We start from the raw sequence: 14,658 nt of genomic DNA, 5'->3' as shown, positions 1-14,658 counted from the left end.
ATGATGTGATGATGGCGCGCATTCTAAGCTTGCGACCGAAAATAGCCATAGCGGCATCCCGCTACTACCAATGGCTGCGACAAAATGCCGCCACATCAGAGGGCCCAGGGCAGGCAATCAGTGGCTGTCGGAAAACCACCAGCGGGGCAGCAAACGATTAACGCCGGGTTGCAGGAAGCGGTCGTCAATCAACCAGATTACACCCCGGTCGTCCGGGGTGCGGATCACCCGGCCGGCGGCCTGGGCCACCTTCTGCAGGCCGGGAATCAGGTAGGTGTAGTTGTAGCCTTCCCCGAATCGCTGTTGCAGGCGGTCTTTAAGGATTTCATGCCAGGCATCGAAGGGCGGCAGGCCGAGTGTGGCCACGAAGGCGCCGATCAGCTGGTCGCCGGGCAGGTCGATGCCTTCACTGAACACGCCGCCGAGTACCGCGAAGGCTACTGAGCCTTCGGGCTTCTGGAACTCCGCCAGGAACTGCCGGCGTTGCTCCGGGCTCATGCCCGGCTGCTGGGCGCGTTGGGGAATATCCGGTGCTTGCTGCGCCAGCGTGTCACTCACTTCCTTCGCGTATTTAAAGCTGCTGAAGAACGCCAGGTAATGGCCCGGCCGTTCCCGGTATTGCCGGGCGATCAGTTTGGCGATGGGTTGCAGCGAGCTCTCCCGGTGCACCTGCCGGGTGCTGATGCCGGGGGTGAACTGCACCTGCAATTGTTCAGCACTGAACGGGCTGGGCAGGGAGGTGAAGCGGGAGTCTTCCGGCAGGCCCAGCAGGTCCCGGTAATAGACGCCGGGGCTGAGGGTGGCGGAGAACAGCAGTACCGAGTGGGCGGCCTTGAAGCGCTCGGTCAGAAAATCCGCCGGGACCAGGTTCTGGATGGTCAGGCTGGCGCGGCCCCGGCCGGTGCGCTGGAATTCGCACAGGGAGTGGTCACCGAAGCTGTCCGCCAGCTTCATAAAGGCCACGCTTTCGAACATCACTTCCTGCAAGGCCAGATCCGGCGGGTTGTCGGCCAGATAATCGGTGATCACAGAAACCATGGCCTGCAGTGCACCCAGTAATTGCGGTGGCAGAGTCGCCAGGAACACCGGCTGGGCCTGTTCACCGTGATCCCGGATCAGCGCCTGCCAGGCCCGGGCGGTGCGGTCGAGCGCTGCTTTTACCGGTTTCGGGGCAATCTTCTTCAGCTTTAACAACCGCTGCTGTTCCAGCTGCACCGAATACATGCCCCGGGCCCGGTCCACCAGGTTGTGGGCTTCGTCCACCAGCACGCTGGCCTGCCAGTTGTTCTGGCGGATCAGGCCGTGCAGCAGGGCGGACTGGTCGAACATTCGATTCACATCACCGATCACCAGATCGCTCCAGCGGGCCATTTCCTGGGCGAGAAAATACGGACAAATGTCATGACCTGCGGCGATTTTCGCTAAATTCTGCTGGTTTAACGGCTCTTTGCTCTGCACCGCCTCGGCCCGGGCGTCCGGCAGGCGGTCAAAAAAGCCTTTTGCCAGGGGACAGGATTCGCCGTGGCAGGCTTTGTCCGGGTGTTCGCAGGCGTCGTCTTTCGAGACCAGTTCCAGGGTGCGCAGGGGCCAGGGCTGCAGCTCATGCTGGGCGGCTCGCAACTTATCCACAGCATCCAGCGCCAGCTGCCGGGCGGTATTTCGGCAGGTGAGGTAGAACAGCCGGTCCTGCTTTGCAGCAGGCATGGCCATCAGGGCCGGGAACAGCGTGCCCAGGGTTTTACCCAGGCCGGTGGGAGCTTCCAGCAGCAGGGTGCCGGCTTTGACGGAGTTCTTGTACACCGTTTCCGCCAGTTGCCGCTGCCGGGGGCGAAAGTCCGGGAACGGAAAGGTCAGGGTGGCCAGCAGGGCGTCGCGCTGCTCTCGATGGTGTTCTTCCTGCTCGGCCCAGGCTTGGTAGCGGCCACACAGAGTTTCGAGTTCCTGCCAGAGCTCGTCGGCTTTGGCGGTTTCGGTAAGTACCGTTTCCTTGTCCCGACCGGTGTCGTAATACACCAGGGCCAGCTCTACGCTTTTGCGATTTTCCTGCCGGCACAGCAGGGCGCCATAGGCCCGTAACTGGGCCCGGTGCAGGGCCCGCTGGTGGGGGCGAATGCGGGACACATCGCCCCGGTGGGTTTTGATTTCTTCCAGCCGGTTCTTGTGCGGGTTATAGCCGTCAGCCCGGCCGGAAAGCTCCAGCTCCATGCAGTTTCCGGTAAGTGAATACTCGCTTTTATAGCCGTAGCCCCGCTTTGACTGGATTGCCTGATGGCCGGCAATGCCCTCCTCGGCACTTGGCGCCGGGGTGTAGCGGAAGTCCAGGTCGCCGTGGCGGGCAGCGAATTCACAGAGAGTACGAACGGCGACTTTCACTCGTTCGCCTCATCGTCCTGCCAGCGCACATAGCAAACGCTGGCCGGGATGCCTTGCCGGGCGAAAAAGTGTAACCAGCGAACCTGGTGGTCCTGCAATCGGTCGCCGGGGCCTTTTACTTCGATCATTTCATAACGCTGTTCAGGTTGCTCGGCATCCGGCACCAGCCGGATCAGGTCCGGGAAGCCGCTGCGATGTTCCTTGATGTTGTGAAGCAGCCGGCGGAACAGGGCATCCAGGTGGTGGGCGGGAATGCAGTGCAGCGCCAGTTCCAGCAGGGCTTCATCCAGTACCGGCCAGAATACGAAGGGATTGGCGATGCCCTGTTTGGCCTGAAAGGTGTCGCGAACGTGCTGTTTATAGGCATGGGTTTTCAGCAGGCCAAAGCGCTCCTCAAAGGCCTGCGCGCGTCGGGCCACAAAGTCTTCCCGGGTCAGGTCCGCCGGGCCGATATGGAACGGATGGAAGAAGGCGCCGGGGATGGGTTTGAAGATCACCGGCCAGCACAGCAGGCCGAACAGGGCGTTGATCAGGGTGTTTTCCACATAGACCACCGGTGCCGCCTCTGTGCTCAAGTGCTGAACCGCCGCCAACTCCACGGTGCCGGTGTCTGGCCTTGGCAAGGTGAGGGTGAATTCCCGCAGCGGAGGGTTATCCACAGGCTCGGGTTTGTCGGCCCCCACCTTGGGCGCCAGCCGCTTCAGCAGGCGACCCAGGCCCTGGGCTTCGGCGTCGCTCAGTTCCTTGCTCTGCCACTGGCAGGCAATGGCCCAGGCATCGTCAAAGCGCTTCATCCGCTCCAGCAACCGCAGCTGTTTCAGCCGCGCTTCCCGGTGGCCGCTGGCCGCCCATACCTGCAACGCCAGTTCCTGTTCACCCTGGCGTTCCGCCTGCCGGCCCAGCTCCAGCAACAGCCGGTCCCGGCGGCTGGTGAGCCAGGGGTTATCCACAGGCCCGGGGACATCGGGCCAGACGTCCGCCGCCGGTTCGCCGATATCGAGCCGTTCCCGGCACTGGTGCATCTGCAGGTAACAATCCACTTCTGCCCGGCGCTGAAAGGCGCGGGATTCCGGGGTGAAGGGCACCGGCTCGAACTGCTGCACGCCCAGTTCCACCAGCACAAAGTCGGTCCAGCTCTGGCGCAGGTTGCCGAAAAACATCAGGCGGATGCGGTCGAACAGGGCCATGTCCTGGAGCTGGACGACTTGCGCAGCTTCACCGTCATCACCCAGCCAGTCCCGCAAGGGCCGTGGCGCGCTGAACGGTTCCGACAGCAACTCACGCATCTGCGCCTTGCCCAGGGTTTTCGGGTAACCCTGCTGTTGCAGCCAACCGCCAAATACCGGCCTTAGTTCCGCCAGGGTAAACAACCGGAACAGGTCATCCAGGCTCAGCTCCGGAGCGCTATTCAACCAGCCCTCCTGCACCAATAACTTGAGAGCTTCGGCCTCCGGCACCGGCAGTTCCGGGTAGCGCAGCTTGTCGGCCCGGAACAGCTCACCGGTGCGCATCACCATGCGCGTGAGTAGAGCCCTTGGTCCAGTCGCCAGATTGGCAAATGCCGCCAGCCGGGCTCGCTCTGCTTCTGTTAACAGGTCAGCGTGGTGGTCCGCTACCCAGGCCACCAGAATATCCATGTTCTCCAGATAGTAGAGTGGATCATCCAGGCTGGCGGGAACCGGTCGGTGCTTGGTCATAGGAATGCAGACGTCGGATTGGCAATGAGGCCACAAACTTTACGCCGGAAGGCGGGCCGGCTCAAACCGATTCCATGCACAAAAATTAATCATCGCGACCCTTGCGAATCTATTTAATGAGAACTATTATCATTTGCATCACGACAAGGAGGACGCCATGAAATTTCTCTGCCCACGCCATCGCCAGATCTTCTCCCGCCTTTCTCTCAATGAACAGAACGAGTTATGGCTGTTCTGGATGGAATACGCCTTCACCTTCTGCGAGAACCAGGATGCCGAAAAGATGATTGCCGCCACCGGCAGCGCCTTTGACCTGGCCTGCCTGGCGCGGGCGGACCACCCGGACTGCATGCATGTGGAACTGACGCTGGCCGCCATTCTGGTGTGCCGTGCCCTACGGGACCGGGGCGAGCACAATGCGGCGGATTATGTGCTGTTCACGGCAGTCGAAAACCTGCAGCTGGCCGAGCCCTGTGTTAACAGCGCCAGCGGCTGCTGCAGCACCGATGATTGCATTGCCGTGCTTCTGGACACCACTCGCCAGGCTGATTTCTTCAGCGAATACCTGAACTGGCCGGTATTCCCGGTGGCTCAATACCCGGCCACCCTCGCCGAAAACGCAATCAACTGAGGACGGGAGGCTCTATGGGAATGGCTCTCTTACACCCCGATCTATCCCGGCAGCATCACTACAATCCGGTGAACTGGCCCGGTGCGACGGATTCCGCTCAGGTCGCCATCTCGATTTCCGCCGACTCCCTGTGCCGGCTTCTGAAAAGCCACCAGCTGCACGTGGAAGACCTGACCTGCCTCGATGCGGAATCGAGGGCCCGGGTGCGGCAAATGCTCCTCGACCTGGTGCGCTGACCGAACGCGACCTTCTTTGTCGCAAGTCACAGGTATCCTTTGTTCTGCAACCTGGCGCACCCTCTGCGAATCCGGGAGCGCTTAAGGTAAGCTGTTTGCCATCCATTCCAGCGAATTCCGCAGCTAAGGACACCCATGGCCGCCATTGAACCCGGCTTTCACGCCATCCACGCCAACCACCTGGAAGACCTGCGCCGTGCCGTGGTCTATATCTGCCGGCAGAACCCCATGCCGCCGCTGCAGAGCGAGACCTTTCTGGTGCAGAGTAACGGCATTGCCCAGTGGCTGAAGCTGGCACTGGCGGAAAAGCGCACCGATGATGGTGTGGAAGGCGGCCTGGGCATTGCCGCCGGCATGGATTTCCTGTTTCCTGCGCGCTTTATCTGGCAGGCCTACCGGGCGGTGTTGCCGGACGGCGAAGTGCCGGAGCAATCCCCCTTCGACAAGCGCCGGCTGGTGTGGCGGCTGTACCGGTTGTTGCCGGAGCTGGTGGGGCAGGATGAAGCGTTTACACCCCTGGCGCGATTCCTGGACGGCAGCGATACCGACCTGCGCAATTTCCAGCTGGCCGAAAAGGTAGCGGATCTGTTCGACCAGTACCAGGTGTTCCGCGCCGACTGGCTGGCGGCCTGGGAGCAGGGCAAGGATGTGGTGATCACCGCCCGGGGCGAAGAGAAAGCCCTGGATGTGGAAACCCTCTGGCAGCCGTTGCTCTGGCGCAAGCTGGTAGAAGACGTGGGCGGCGAGGCCCACACCAGCCGCTCGCAGATTCACACCCGCTTTATGGAGCAGGGCCAGCGCATCGGCCAGCCCGCCAATCCGGGGCGTTTGCCCAGGCGCATCGTGGTGTTCGGGGTGTCATCACTGCCCCGGCAGGCGCTGGAAGCCCTCTATGTACTGAGCCGCTTTAGCCAGGTAGTGTTGTGCGTGCACAACCCCTGCCAGTTCTACTGGGCCGATATCATCAGCGACCGGGAACTGCTGAAGGCCGAACGCAAACGGGGCGCAGCGCACCCGGTATTGTCACAGATTGATGACCCGGACCAGCTGCACCAGCACGCCAATCCGCTGCTGGCGGCCTGGGGCAAGCAGGGCCGGGACTACATCCGCCTGCTGGACGAGTTCGACAACCCGGACGACTACCGCGCCAGCTTCCAGACGCCGGGCCAGAAGATCGACATCTTTACTGACCATGGCGATGTGGATAACCCCTGCCTGCTGCACCAGTTGCAGAACGATATCCACAACCTGACGCCGCTGCAGGAAATCCGCCAGCAGCACCGCACGGTGGATCTGGCCCGGGACCATTCCGTGGTGTTCCACGACGCCCACGGCCCCCAGCGGGAAGTGGAAATCCTGCACGACCAGCTGCTGGCCGCCTTCAATGCCGACCCCACACTGCGGCCCCGGGATGTGATCGTGATGGTGCCGGACATCAACGTGTACGCGCCTCACATTCAGGCCGTATTTGGCCGCTATTCCCCCGGTCGCAAGCGCCACATCCCGTTCACTATTTCCGACCAGGGTCAGCGCCACCACGAACCGGTGCTGATTGCGCTGGAAACCCTCATGTCATTGCCCCGCAGCCGTTTCGGTGTGAGCGAAATTATCAGCCTGCTGGAAGTGCCCGGCATTCGCGACCGCTTTGATATCAGTGAGGACGACATTCCCCTGGCCCGGCGCTGGGTGGAAGGCGCCAACATCCGCTGGGGCCTGCACGGCCAGCACCGGGAAAGCCTGGACCTGCCGGCGGAGCTGGATCGCAACACCTGGCAGTCTGGCCTCCGATCCATGCTGCTGGGCTACGGCATGGGCGATGACGAACCCTGGGGCGGGGTGGAACCCTATGGCGAAATCGGCGGCCTGCAAGCCAGCCTGGCGGGGCGTCTGGGCGAGTTCGTGCACCAGCTGGAAACCCTGTGGCAGGCCCTGCAAGCCACCCGCACGCCCGGTGAATGGGAAGCCCTGTTCTCCGCCATGCTGGAGCAGTTTTTCCACAAGGTGGAGGGCCAGGACCTGCTGTTGCTGAACCGCTTCCGCCGCCAGCTCGAGCAATGGCTGGAAGATGCCCTCGCCGCAGGCCTTGATCACCAGCCGCTGCCTCTGAACATCGTCAAGGATGTGCTGCTGCAGGGCCTGGACGAAGGCGGCCTGAACCAGCGCTTCCTGGCTGGCAAGGTGAACTTCGCCACCCTGATGCCGATGCGAGCCATTCCGTTCCGCAAAGTGTGCCTGCTGGGTATGAACGACGGCGATTACCCCCGCTCCCGGCCGCCGGTGGATTTCGACCTGATGGCGCAGGATTACCGGCCGGGGGACCGCTCCCGCCGGGAAGACGACCGCTACCTGTTCCTGGAAGCCCTGCTGTCCGCCCGGGAGCAGCTGTACATCAGCTGGGTAGGGCGCAGCATCAAGGACGATTCCGAGCGGCCACCCTCGGTGCTGATAGGCCAGTTGCAGGATCACCTGGACAGCCTGTGGTCTGTGGCAGGGCAGCCGAAACAGCCTGTGACCCAAGCCCTGACCACCCAGCACCCGCTGCAACCGTTCAGCCGGGACTACTTCCCGAAAGCCAATGGCCTGGGCGAAGGCGAAGAGGCCCAGCCCAAACCGCTGGCCGAGGTGCTGCAGGCCCGTGGCCTGTTCACCTACGAACGGGAATGGCGCAGCGCCCACGCTGTGGATAACTCTGAGCAGAGCCGGGAAGCCCTGCCGTATCAGGCGCCGGAAGAACCCATCAGCCTGAACGAGCTGGCGAACTTCCTGAAAAAGCCCATCGACACCTTCTACCAGCGCCGGCTGCAGGTGCGCTTTGAAGACGTGGAAGACGAGGATACCGACAACGAAAACTTCGACCTGAACGGCCTGGACCGCTGGCGCCTGGATAACGAGCTGATCCAGAACAGCGTGCTGAAAGCCGCCAGCGAGGAAGAACTGTACGAGCGGCTCGAAACGACACTCGACCGCATGGCCCGGCGCGGCGACCTGGGTATGGGCGTCACCGAACATCGCCTGCGCACGGAACTGGCCGGCCGGTTGCCGGATCTGTTTGACCGCTATCGAGGCGCCCTGGCGGAATGGCCGGAAGTGGTGGCGGAGCCTTTGCCCTTCGAGTTTCGCTATTCAGGGGATCCTGGCTCGGTTGAGGTGGCGGATTTAATCGACAACCTGCGCTGTAATCCACAAGGGCAATTGTGCCGGCTGGTCATCGCCAGCTCCGGCCTTCTGAGCAGTTCAGGCAGTGGCAAGAAAGTCCGCTACGCCAACCTGCTGCGGGACTGGCTGATTCACCTGGCCGGGCAACTCAGCGGCCAGCCCTTTGAAACCCTGATTCTGGGTAAGGAAGAAGGCCGCAAGTTCCACTTCCCGGTGCTGGCACCCGAACAGGCACGAAAACACTTCGAAGCCATTCTCGACCGCTGGATGGACGCCACCACCCGGGCCCTGCCCATTCAATGCGATGCCGGCTTTGCCTGGATCACCAGTTTCTATGGCGGCAAGAAATATGTGGGCGACCATGAGCGCGCCATCAGTGAGGCAGAGCAGGCCTACACCACGGCACTGGAGCGAGACGCCGGCTACCTGCGCGGCGCCTTTGAAAGCCCCGAGGCGCTGATGGCCAGCGGCGAGTTCGAAGCCTTGCTGCACCAGCTTTACGTGCCCTTGTGGGAAGCGGAGCAGGGCAAATCGGCGGCCGAGCAGGTGGGTTACCAGGAGGAGCAGGCATGAATCAGACAACCCCTAACCGCAACCCGAACCTGGACCCGCTGGCGTTGCCCCTGAACGGCAGTGCGCTGATCGAAGCCAGCGCCGGCACCGGTAAAACCTTCACCATCGCCATCCTGTATGTGCGCCTGGTGCTGGGCCATGGCCAGGCAGAAGACAGCCCCCTGCAGAACTTGCTGCCGCCGAACCTGCTGGTGGTGACCTTTACCGACGCCGCCACCAAGGAGCTTCGGGACCGCATCCGCACCCGGCTGACCCAGGCTGCCGAGGTGTTTTCCGAGGCCGCCGACAGCCTGGAACCGACCCCGGAAACCGCACTTATCCACAAGCTGCGGGATGACAGCTATCCGGACCCGGCCAGCTGGCCCGACTGCCGCAAGAAACTGTTACTGGCCGCCGAATGGATGGACGAAGCCGCGGTGTCCACCATCCACGGCTGGTGTAACCGCATGCTCAGCGAACATGCCTTCGACAGCGGCAGCCTGTTCAAACTCACCCTGGCCACCGACCAGAGCGAACTGCTGGAAGACGTGGCCCGGGATTACTGGCGTACCTTTGTTTACCCGCTGCCGCCAGCCCTGATGGACGAAGCCCTCAGCCACTGGAAAACCCCCACCGACCTGCGCAAGGCCGTGCGCAACCTGATCGACGATCCAGACGCCCTGGGCAAACCGCCAGAGAACGTACACCAGGCCATCAACCAGGTGGTCAGCGAACGGCAGGCACGGGCCAATGAACTGAAAGCGCACCCCTGGGCCCAGTGGCAGCAGGAAGTCACCGATCTGTTGACCGACCTGCACCAAGCCAAGCGCCTGCACGGCGGCAGCAAGAACGCCATGCTCAAGGTCTGGGACAACCTGCTGGCCTGGGCCGAATCCGACGAACTGCTGCCGGAGAAACTGGACAGCGCCGCCGGTTACAAGAACCAGACCCCCGAAGGTCTGGATAACATCCTGAAAGGGGACGAGCCCGGCCCCCATCACCCGGCCTTCGACGCCATTGAAGCCCTGATGGAATTCGGCCAGAACCAGCCCAGCGCCAAGTCCGACATCCTGCGCCACGCCAGCCACTGGATTGCCAAACGGCTGGAAGCGGAGAAACAGCAGCGCTCGGAGATGGGCTTTGACGACCTGCTGACCCGCCTGGACGACGCCCTGCACGGCCCCCGGGGCGACCAGCTGGCCGCCACCATCCGCCGGCAGTTCCCGGTGGCGCTGATTGACGAATTCCAGGACACCGACCCGGTGCAGTACCGCATTTTCAACCGGGTCTATAACGTGGAAGCGAACAGCCCGGACACCTGCCTGCTGATGATCGGTGATCCGAAACAGGCCATTTACGGCTTCCGGGGCGCCGATATCTACACCTACCTGCAGGCACGGCTGGGTGTGCAGGCCCGCACCTACACCCTGGGCAAGAACTTCCGCTCCGCCGAATCCATGGTAAGCGCCGTCAACCGGGTGTTTGAAAACAGCGACCAGCACAGCGCCAAAGGCGCCTTCCTGTTCGGCAAGGGCGACAGCACGCCGCTGCCATTCCAGGGTGTGGATGCCAACGGCACCAAACGCCTGTGGGCCGTGAACGGAGAAATCCAGCCCAGCCTGATGTTCTGGACCCACGAATCCGGAGAAACCGACAAGGAAGGCAACCCGAAGGGGCTCGCCAAGGGCACCGCCACCACCGAGGTGGCCGAAACCTGCGCCAGTGAAATTGCCCGGCTGCTGACCCTGGGCCAGGCGAAGCAGGCCGGCTTTGCCCTGCCGGATAACCCCGCCGACCTGGAGCCGGTGGCACCGAAAGACATCGCCGTGCTGGTGAACAATCGCAACGAGGCGGCCGCGGTGCGGGATGCCCTCGGGCGCCGGCGCATCAAGAGCGTGTACCTGTCAGACCGGGATTCGGTGCTGACCTCCCAGGAAGCCAAGGAAGTGTTGTGCTGGCTGCGCGCCTTCGCCGAGCCCCGGCAACTGGCGTTTATCCGTGCCGCCCTGGCCACACCGACCCTGGGCCAGAGCTGGCAGACGCTGGACTTGCTGCTGACCGACGAGCTGGTGCTGGAACGGGAAATCGAGCGCTTTCAGGGCTACCAGCAACAATGGCAAAGCCAGGGCGTACTGCCCATGCTGCGCAGCTTTCTGATGGACTTTGAAGTGCCGGGCCTTTTGCTGCAACGCCCCGACGGTGAGCGAAGGCTGACTGACATCCTGCACATTGCCGAACTGCTGCAGCAGGACAGCCTGCAACTGGACGGCGAGCATGCGCTGGTGCACCACTTCACCCAAATTCTGCGGGCGGCAGACGAAGAAGACGAACACCGCACCCTGCGCCTGGAAAGCGACGCCGGGCTGGTGAAGGTAATTACCGTGCACAAATCCAAGGGCCTGGAATACCCGCTGGTGTTCCTGCCTTTCGGCACCGCCTTCCGGGCGGAGAACCAGAAGCAGGCGTATGTTCGCTACCACGAGGACTCCGGCAAGCTGGTGACGGTGTTCGACCCCACACCGGAAGACATCGAACAAGCCGACCAGGAACGCCTGGGCGAGGACATCCGCAAACTCTACGTGGCCCTGACCCGGGCCCGGTTTGCCACCTGGGTGGGCGCGGCGGCTGTGGATAACTGGCATCAGAGCGGCCTGGGTTACGTGCTGGCCGGATCACCGGAGCAGGGCATCAGCCAGGCGCTGGCAACCCTGGCCCAGGGTCGCCCGGAAATCCGGATGACCCCGCTGCCGGAAGCCGAAAGCACGGTATTCACCGAAACCGCCCCGGAAGCCCTGGGGCCGGCGCTGGTCTCCAGCCGGGAAGCGAAGGAAGACTGGTGGATTGCCAGTTACTCCAGCATCGAATACACCGGCATGGCCGGCACCGGTATTACCTTCACCGGCGAGGTGGAAGACGCCCAGACCCAGAACCTGCTGGAAGAAAGCGCCCAGGAACCAGCCGAAGAAGCCCCGGCCATGCCCAGCGTACGGAACCATCACCACTTCCCCAAAGGCGCCGGCCCCGGCACCTTCCTGCACGAATTACTGGAATGGTGCACAGCCCAGGGCTTCCAGCGGGTTGTGGATAACTCCGAGCTGCTGCACGAACAGCTCACCCGCCGTTGTGGCACCCGGGGCTGGGGCGACTGGGTGGAACCCCTGCAGCAGTGGCTGCTGGCGTTGATCCGGAAACCGCTGAAACTGGACCGGGACGGGCAGCAAAGCGCCAGCCTGGCAGAACTGGGCAACCTGCGCCCGGAGCTGGAGTTCTGGTTTGAAAGCCGCAACGTCAGCATCCGGCAACTGGATGCGCTGGTCACCCGTTATACCCTGAACGGCGCCGATCGGCCCCGGGCTGAGGCCAACCGCTTCAACGGCATGCTCAAGGGCTTTATCGACCTGGTGTTTGAACACAAGGGGCAGTATTACGTGCTGGACTACAAATCCAATGCTCTGGGCGAGGACGACGACGCCTACACCGACCAGGCCATGGGCCAGGCGATTCTGGATAAACGCTACGACCTGCAATACATCCTCTACCTGCTGGCCCTGCACCGGCTGCTGAAGGCCCGGCTGCCTGATTACGACTACGACCAGCACATCGGCGGCGCGGTGTACCTGTTCCTGCGCGGGGTGAATTCCGCCAGCGGCGGCGCGTTTACCGACAAGCCCCCGAGAGTGCTGATTGAACAACTGGATGCCCTGTTCGATGGCGAGCCAGTCTCCGGGGAGGTAGCCGCATGAGCCGTACACGCCACACCGAAAACCAGTTTGCCCTGGACCTGGGGGACGACACGCCGGTGAACACAACGGCAACGGAACCGCGTGAGCCTGTGGATAACTCACAGCTATTGACCAGCCTGAACGAAACCGAAACTTTGTTAGGGCAATGGCAACAGGCCAGCTGGATTCGCCCGCTCGATACCGGCTTTGCCCGGCTGATCCGGGAGCTCAGCGAAGAGCAGGGCGACAGCCCGCAGCCGCTGGTGCTGCTGTTGGCGGCGCTGACCTCCCACCAGGTGGGGCGGGGCCACGTGTGTATCGACCTGGCCACGCTACTGGCCGATGCCGGCCATACCCTGGCGCTGCCGCCGGAAGAACCGGCCAACACCGGACTGTCCGAAGCCGAGGTGGCCAACCTGCAAGGGATTGAGCCACAGGAGCTGCTGGCCCGGGTGCAACTCGCCGATTGCCTGGCAGCCCTGCAAGGCTCGCTGGCAGTCAGTGATGGCTCCGTGCCGACACCGCTGGTACTGAACGGCACCCGGTTGTACCTGCGCCGGTTCTGGCGCTATGAACAGCGTATTGCCGAGGGTATCCAGCAACGGCTGGCCTTGCCATCGCCGCTGGCTGACCCGCAATCAGTGGCCGCGCAAACCTTATCCACAGCCCTGGGCGCGCTGTTCCGTTCCAACGAACCAGTGGATTACCAGACACTGGCCTGTGCCCTGGCCGCCCGCAACCGCTTTGCGGTGATCACCGGCGGCCCGGGTACCGGCAAGACCACCACTGTCGTTAACCTGCTGGCTGCCTTGCAGGCGGTAGCGGGAGAAACTCCGGAGCGGGCAGGGCGCAAGTACCGTATCCGCCTGGCCGCCCCCACCGGCAAGGCCGCCGCCCGCCTGAACGAATCCATTGGCGGCGCCGTCAGCAAACTGCCACTGGCAGACCTTCCCGGCTCCGTGCAACTGGACGACATTCCCACCAAGGTCACCACATTGCACCGGTTACTGGGCAGCCGGCCGGATACCCGCCAGTTCCGCCACAACCAGGACAACCCGCTGCTGGTGGATATCCTGGTGATCGATGAAGCCTCCATGGTGGATGTGGACCTGATGGCCTCGGTGTTCGATGCCCTGCCCGCCAATGCTCAACTGATCCTGCTGGGCGACAAGGACCAGCTGGCCTCGGTGGATGCCGGCGCCGTACTGGGCGAGCTGTGCCAGCGGGCCTTCGACGCCCACTACACCCCGGACACCGCCAGCTGGCTGACCGCCATCACCGGCGCCCAGGTACCGGCCAGCCTTGTGGATAACTCAGGCCCGCCACTCGACCAGGCCGTGGCCATGCTGCGCAAGAGCTATCGTTTCGGGCAGGACAGCGGTATCCGACAGTTAGCAGAAGCCGTTAATACCAGCGCTCTGACGAGCACCGTGCTCAAGCAAATTCGTGACGCCGAGTTTGAGGATGTCATCTGGCTGAACGGCCACACCCCGAAACCCGCCCCGGAACAGACGCTTGAGCTGATCTGCCGCCACGCCATCACCGGCACCCCGGAGAGCTTCCGCAACGCCGGGCAGGGACGGGTGGTGAATGGCAAAGCGCTGCCACCACCGGTGGGCTATCGCCATTATCTGGAAGTTATCCACAGCTCCGGTTTAACCGCGGACAGTCCGCGGGAAGCCTGGGATGCCCACGCGGCAGAAGTGCTGGAAGCCTTTAACGACTTCCAGGTTCTATGTGCGTTACGCAAAGGCCCCTGGGGCGTGGAAGGCTTAAACCAGCAAATCGCCCAAAAGCTGCTGGCGGAGAAACTGATCGAAAAAACCGAAGGCTGGTACGCTGGCCGTCCGGTGTTGGTCACCGGTAACGATTACAACCTGGGACTGATGAACGGGGATATCGGTATCACCTTCAGCGTGCCCTGGGATAAGACCGAAACCGGCGAGCCCAAACAGACCCTTCGGGTAGCCTTCCCCAACGGTGACAGCACCGGCGGCATCCGCTGGATTTCCCCAAGCCGATTGCAGCAACTCGAGACCGTATACGCGATGACTGTACATAAGTCCCAGGGCTCGGAGTTCAACCACACCTGTCTGGTGCTACCGGATCGCCTCAGCCCGGTGCTTACTAAAGAGCTGGTTTATACCGGCATCACCCGGGCCAAGAACTGGTTCAGCCTGATTACCGGCGATGCGCAGGTGTTCAAGGATAGCGTAGGGCAGCAGGTGGTGCGGGCTTCGGGTCTGGCGCTTCGGCTCGGGGAGTAATAGCCCCGGGCGTCAGGGTGGTAG

7 protein-coding genes are annotated in these 14,658 nt (G+C 62.9%); 5 read left to right on the top strand and 2 right to left on the bottom strand.

Translation table 11 applies throughout. The annotated features are described in order from the left end of the window. Positions 1 to 117: 117 nt before the first annotated feature. Together AQ621_RS15695 and AQ621_RS15690 are read right to left on the bottom strand one after the other, a co-directional pair. Positions 118 to 2,373: an ATP-dependent DNA helicase gene (locus AQ621_RS15695; RefSeq protein WP_058342190.1), complete on the bottom strand. Its 2,256-nt coding sequence runs from the start codon at positions 2,371 to 2,373 to the stop codon at positions 118 to 120. Next, positions 2,370 to 4,070, bottom strand: a complete 1,701-nt coding sequence (locus AQ621_RS15690) for a VRR-NUC domain-containing protein (protein WP_058342189.1) — start codon at positions 4,068 to 4,070, stop codon at positions 2,370 to 2,372. The genes AQ621_RS15695 and AQ621_RS15690 overlap by 4 nt, the downstream gene beginning before the upstream one ends. A gap of 157 nt (positions 4,071 to 4,227) precedes the next feature. Here AQ621_RS15690 and AQ621_RS15685 point away from each other — a divergent pair, with 157 nt between their 5' ends. The 5 genes from AQ621_RS15685 (at position 4,228) to recD (ending at position 14,634) form a co-directional block, all read left to right on the top strand. Then, entirely contained in the window at positions 4,228 to 4,701 is a 474-nt protein-coding gene (locus AQ621_RS15685) for a hypothetical protein (RefSeq protein ID WP_058342188.1), read from the top strand. 20 nt (positions 4,702 to 4,721) lie between these two features. Beyond that, positions 4,722 to 4,937 (top strand): hypothetical protein, encoded by a 216-nt coding sequence (locus AQ621_RS15680; RefSeq protein WP_145840290.1) that lies wholly within the window; start codon positions 4,722 to 4,724, stop codon positions 4,935 to 4,937. Positions 4,938 to 5,072: 135 nt separating this feature from the next. After that, on the top strand, positions 5,073 to 8,666 hold the full coding sequence (recC, locus tag AQ621_RS15675; protein WP_058342186.1) for an exodeoxyribonuclease V subunit gamma: 3,594 nt from the start codon (positions 5,073 to 5,075) through the stop codon (positions 8,664 to 8,666). Then, a complete protein-coding gene (gene recB, locus AQ621_RS15670; RefSeq protein ID WP_058342185.1) occupies positions 8,663 to 12,388 on the top strand; it encodes an exodeoxyribonuclease V subunit beta in 3,726 nt (1,241 codons plus the stop codon). Before recC ends, recB begins: the two co-directional genes overlap by 4 nt. Beyond that, positions 12,385 to 14,634 (top strand): exodeoxyribonuclease V subunit alpha, encoded by a 2,250-nt coding sequence (gene recD, locus AQ621_RS15665; protein WP_058342184.1) that lies wholly within the window; start codon positions 12,385 to 12,387, stop codon positions 14,632 to 14,634. The genes recB and recD overlap by 4 nt, the downstream gene beginning before the upstream one ends. Positions 14,635 to 14,658: the final 24 nt, after the last annotated feature.

Source organism: Marinobacter sp. P4B1 (assembly GCF_001447135.1).
GTDB classification, from domain to species: Bacteria; Pseudomonadota; Gammaproteobacteria; order Pseudomonadales; family Oleiphilaceae; genus Marinobacter; species Marinobacter vinifirmus.
The sequence above is the reverse complement of the archived record's forward strand: the minus strand, read 5'-3'. Positions and strand labels throughout refer to the sequence as shown.

Bases quoted from the DNA above. Each gene is read 5' to 3' on its own strand.
- AQ621_RS15690 (WP_058342189.1), bottom strand. From the start codon at position 4,070: ATGACCAAGCACCGACCGGTTCCCGCCAGCCTGGATGATCCACTCTAC.
- AQ621_RS15685 (WP_058342188.1), top strand. From the start codon at position 4,228: ATGAAATTTCTCTGCCCACGCCATCGCCAGATCTTCTCCCGCCTTTCT.
- AQ621_RS15680 (WP_145840290.1), top strand. From the start codon at position 4,722: ATGGCTCTCTTACACCCCGATCTATCCCGGCAGCATCACTACAATCCG.
- recC (WP_058342186.1), top strand. From the start codon at position 5,073: ATGGCCGCCATTGAACCCGGCTTTCACGCCATCCACGCCAACCACCTG.
- recB (WP_058342185.1), top strand. From the start codon at position 8,663: ATGAATCAGACAACCCCTAACCGCAACCCGAACCTGGACCCGCTGGCG.
- recD (WP_058342184.1), top strand. From the start codon at position 12,385: ATGAGCCGTACACGCCACACCGAAAACCAGTTTGCCCTGGACCTGGGG.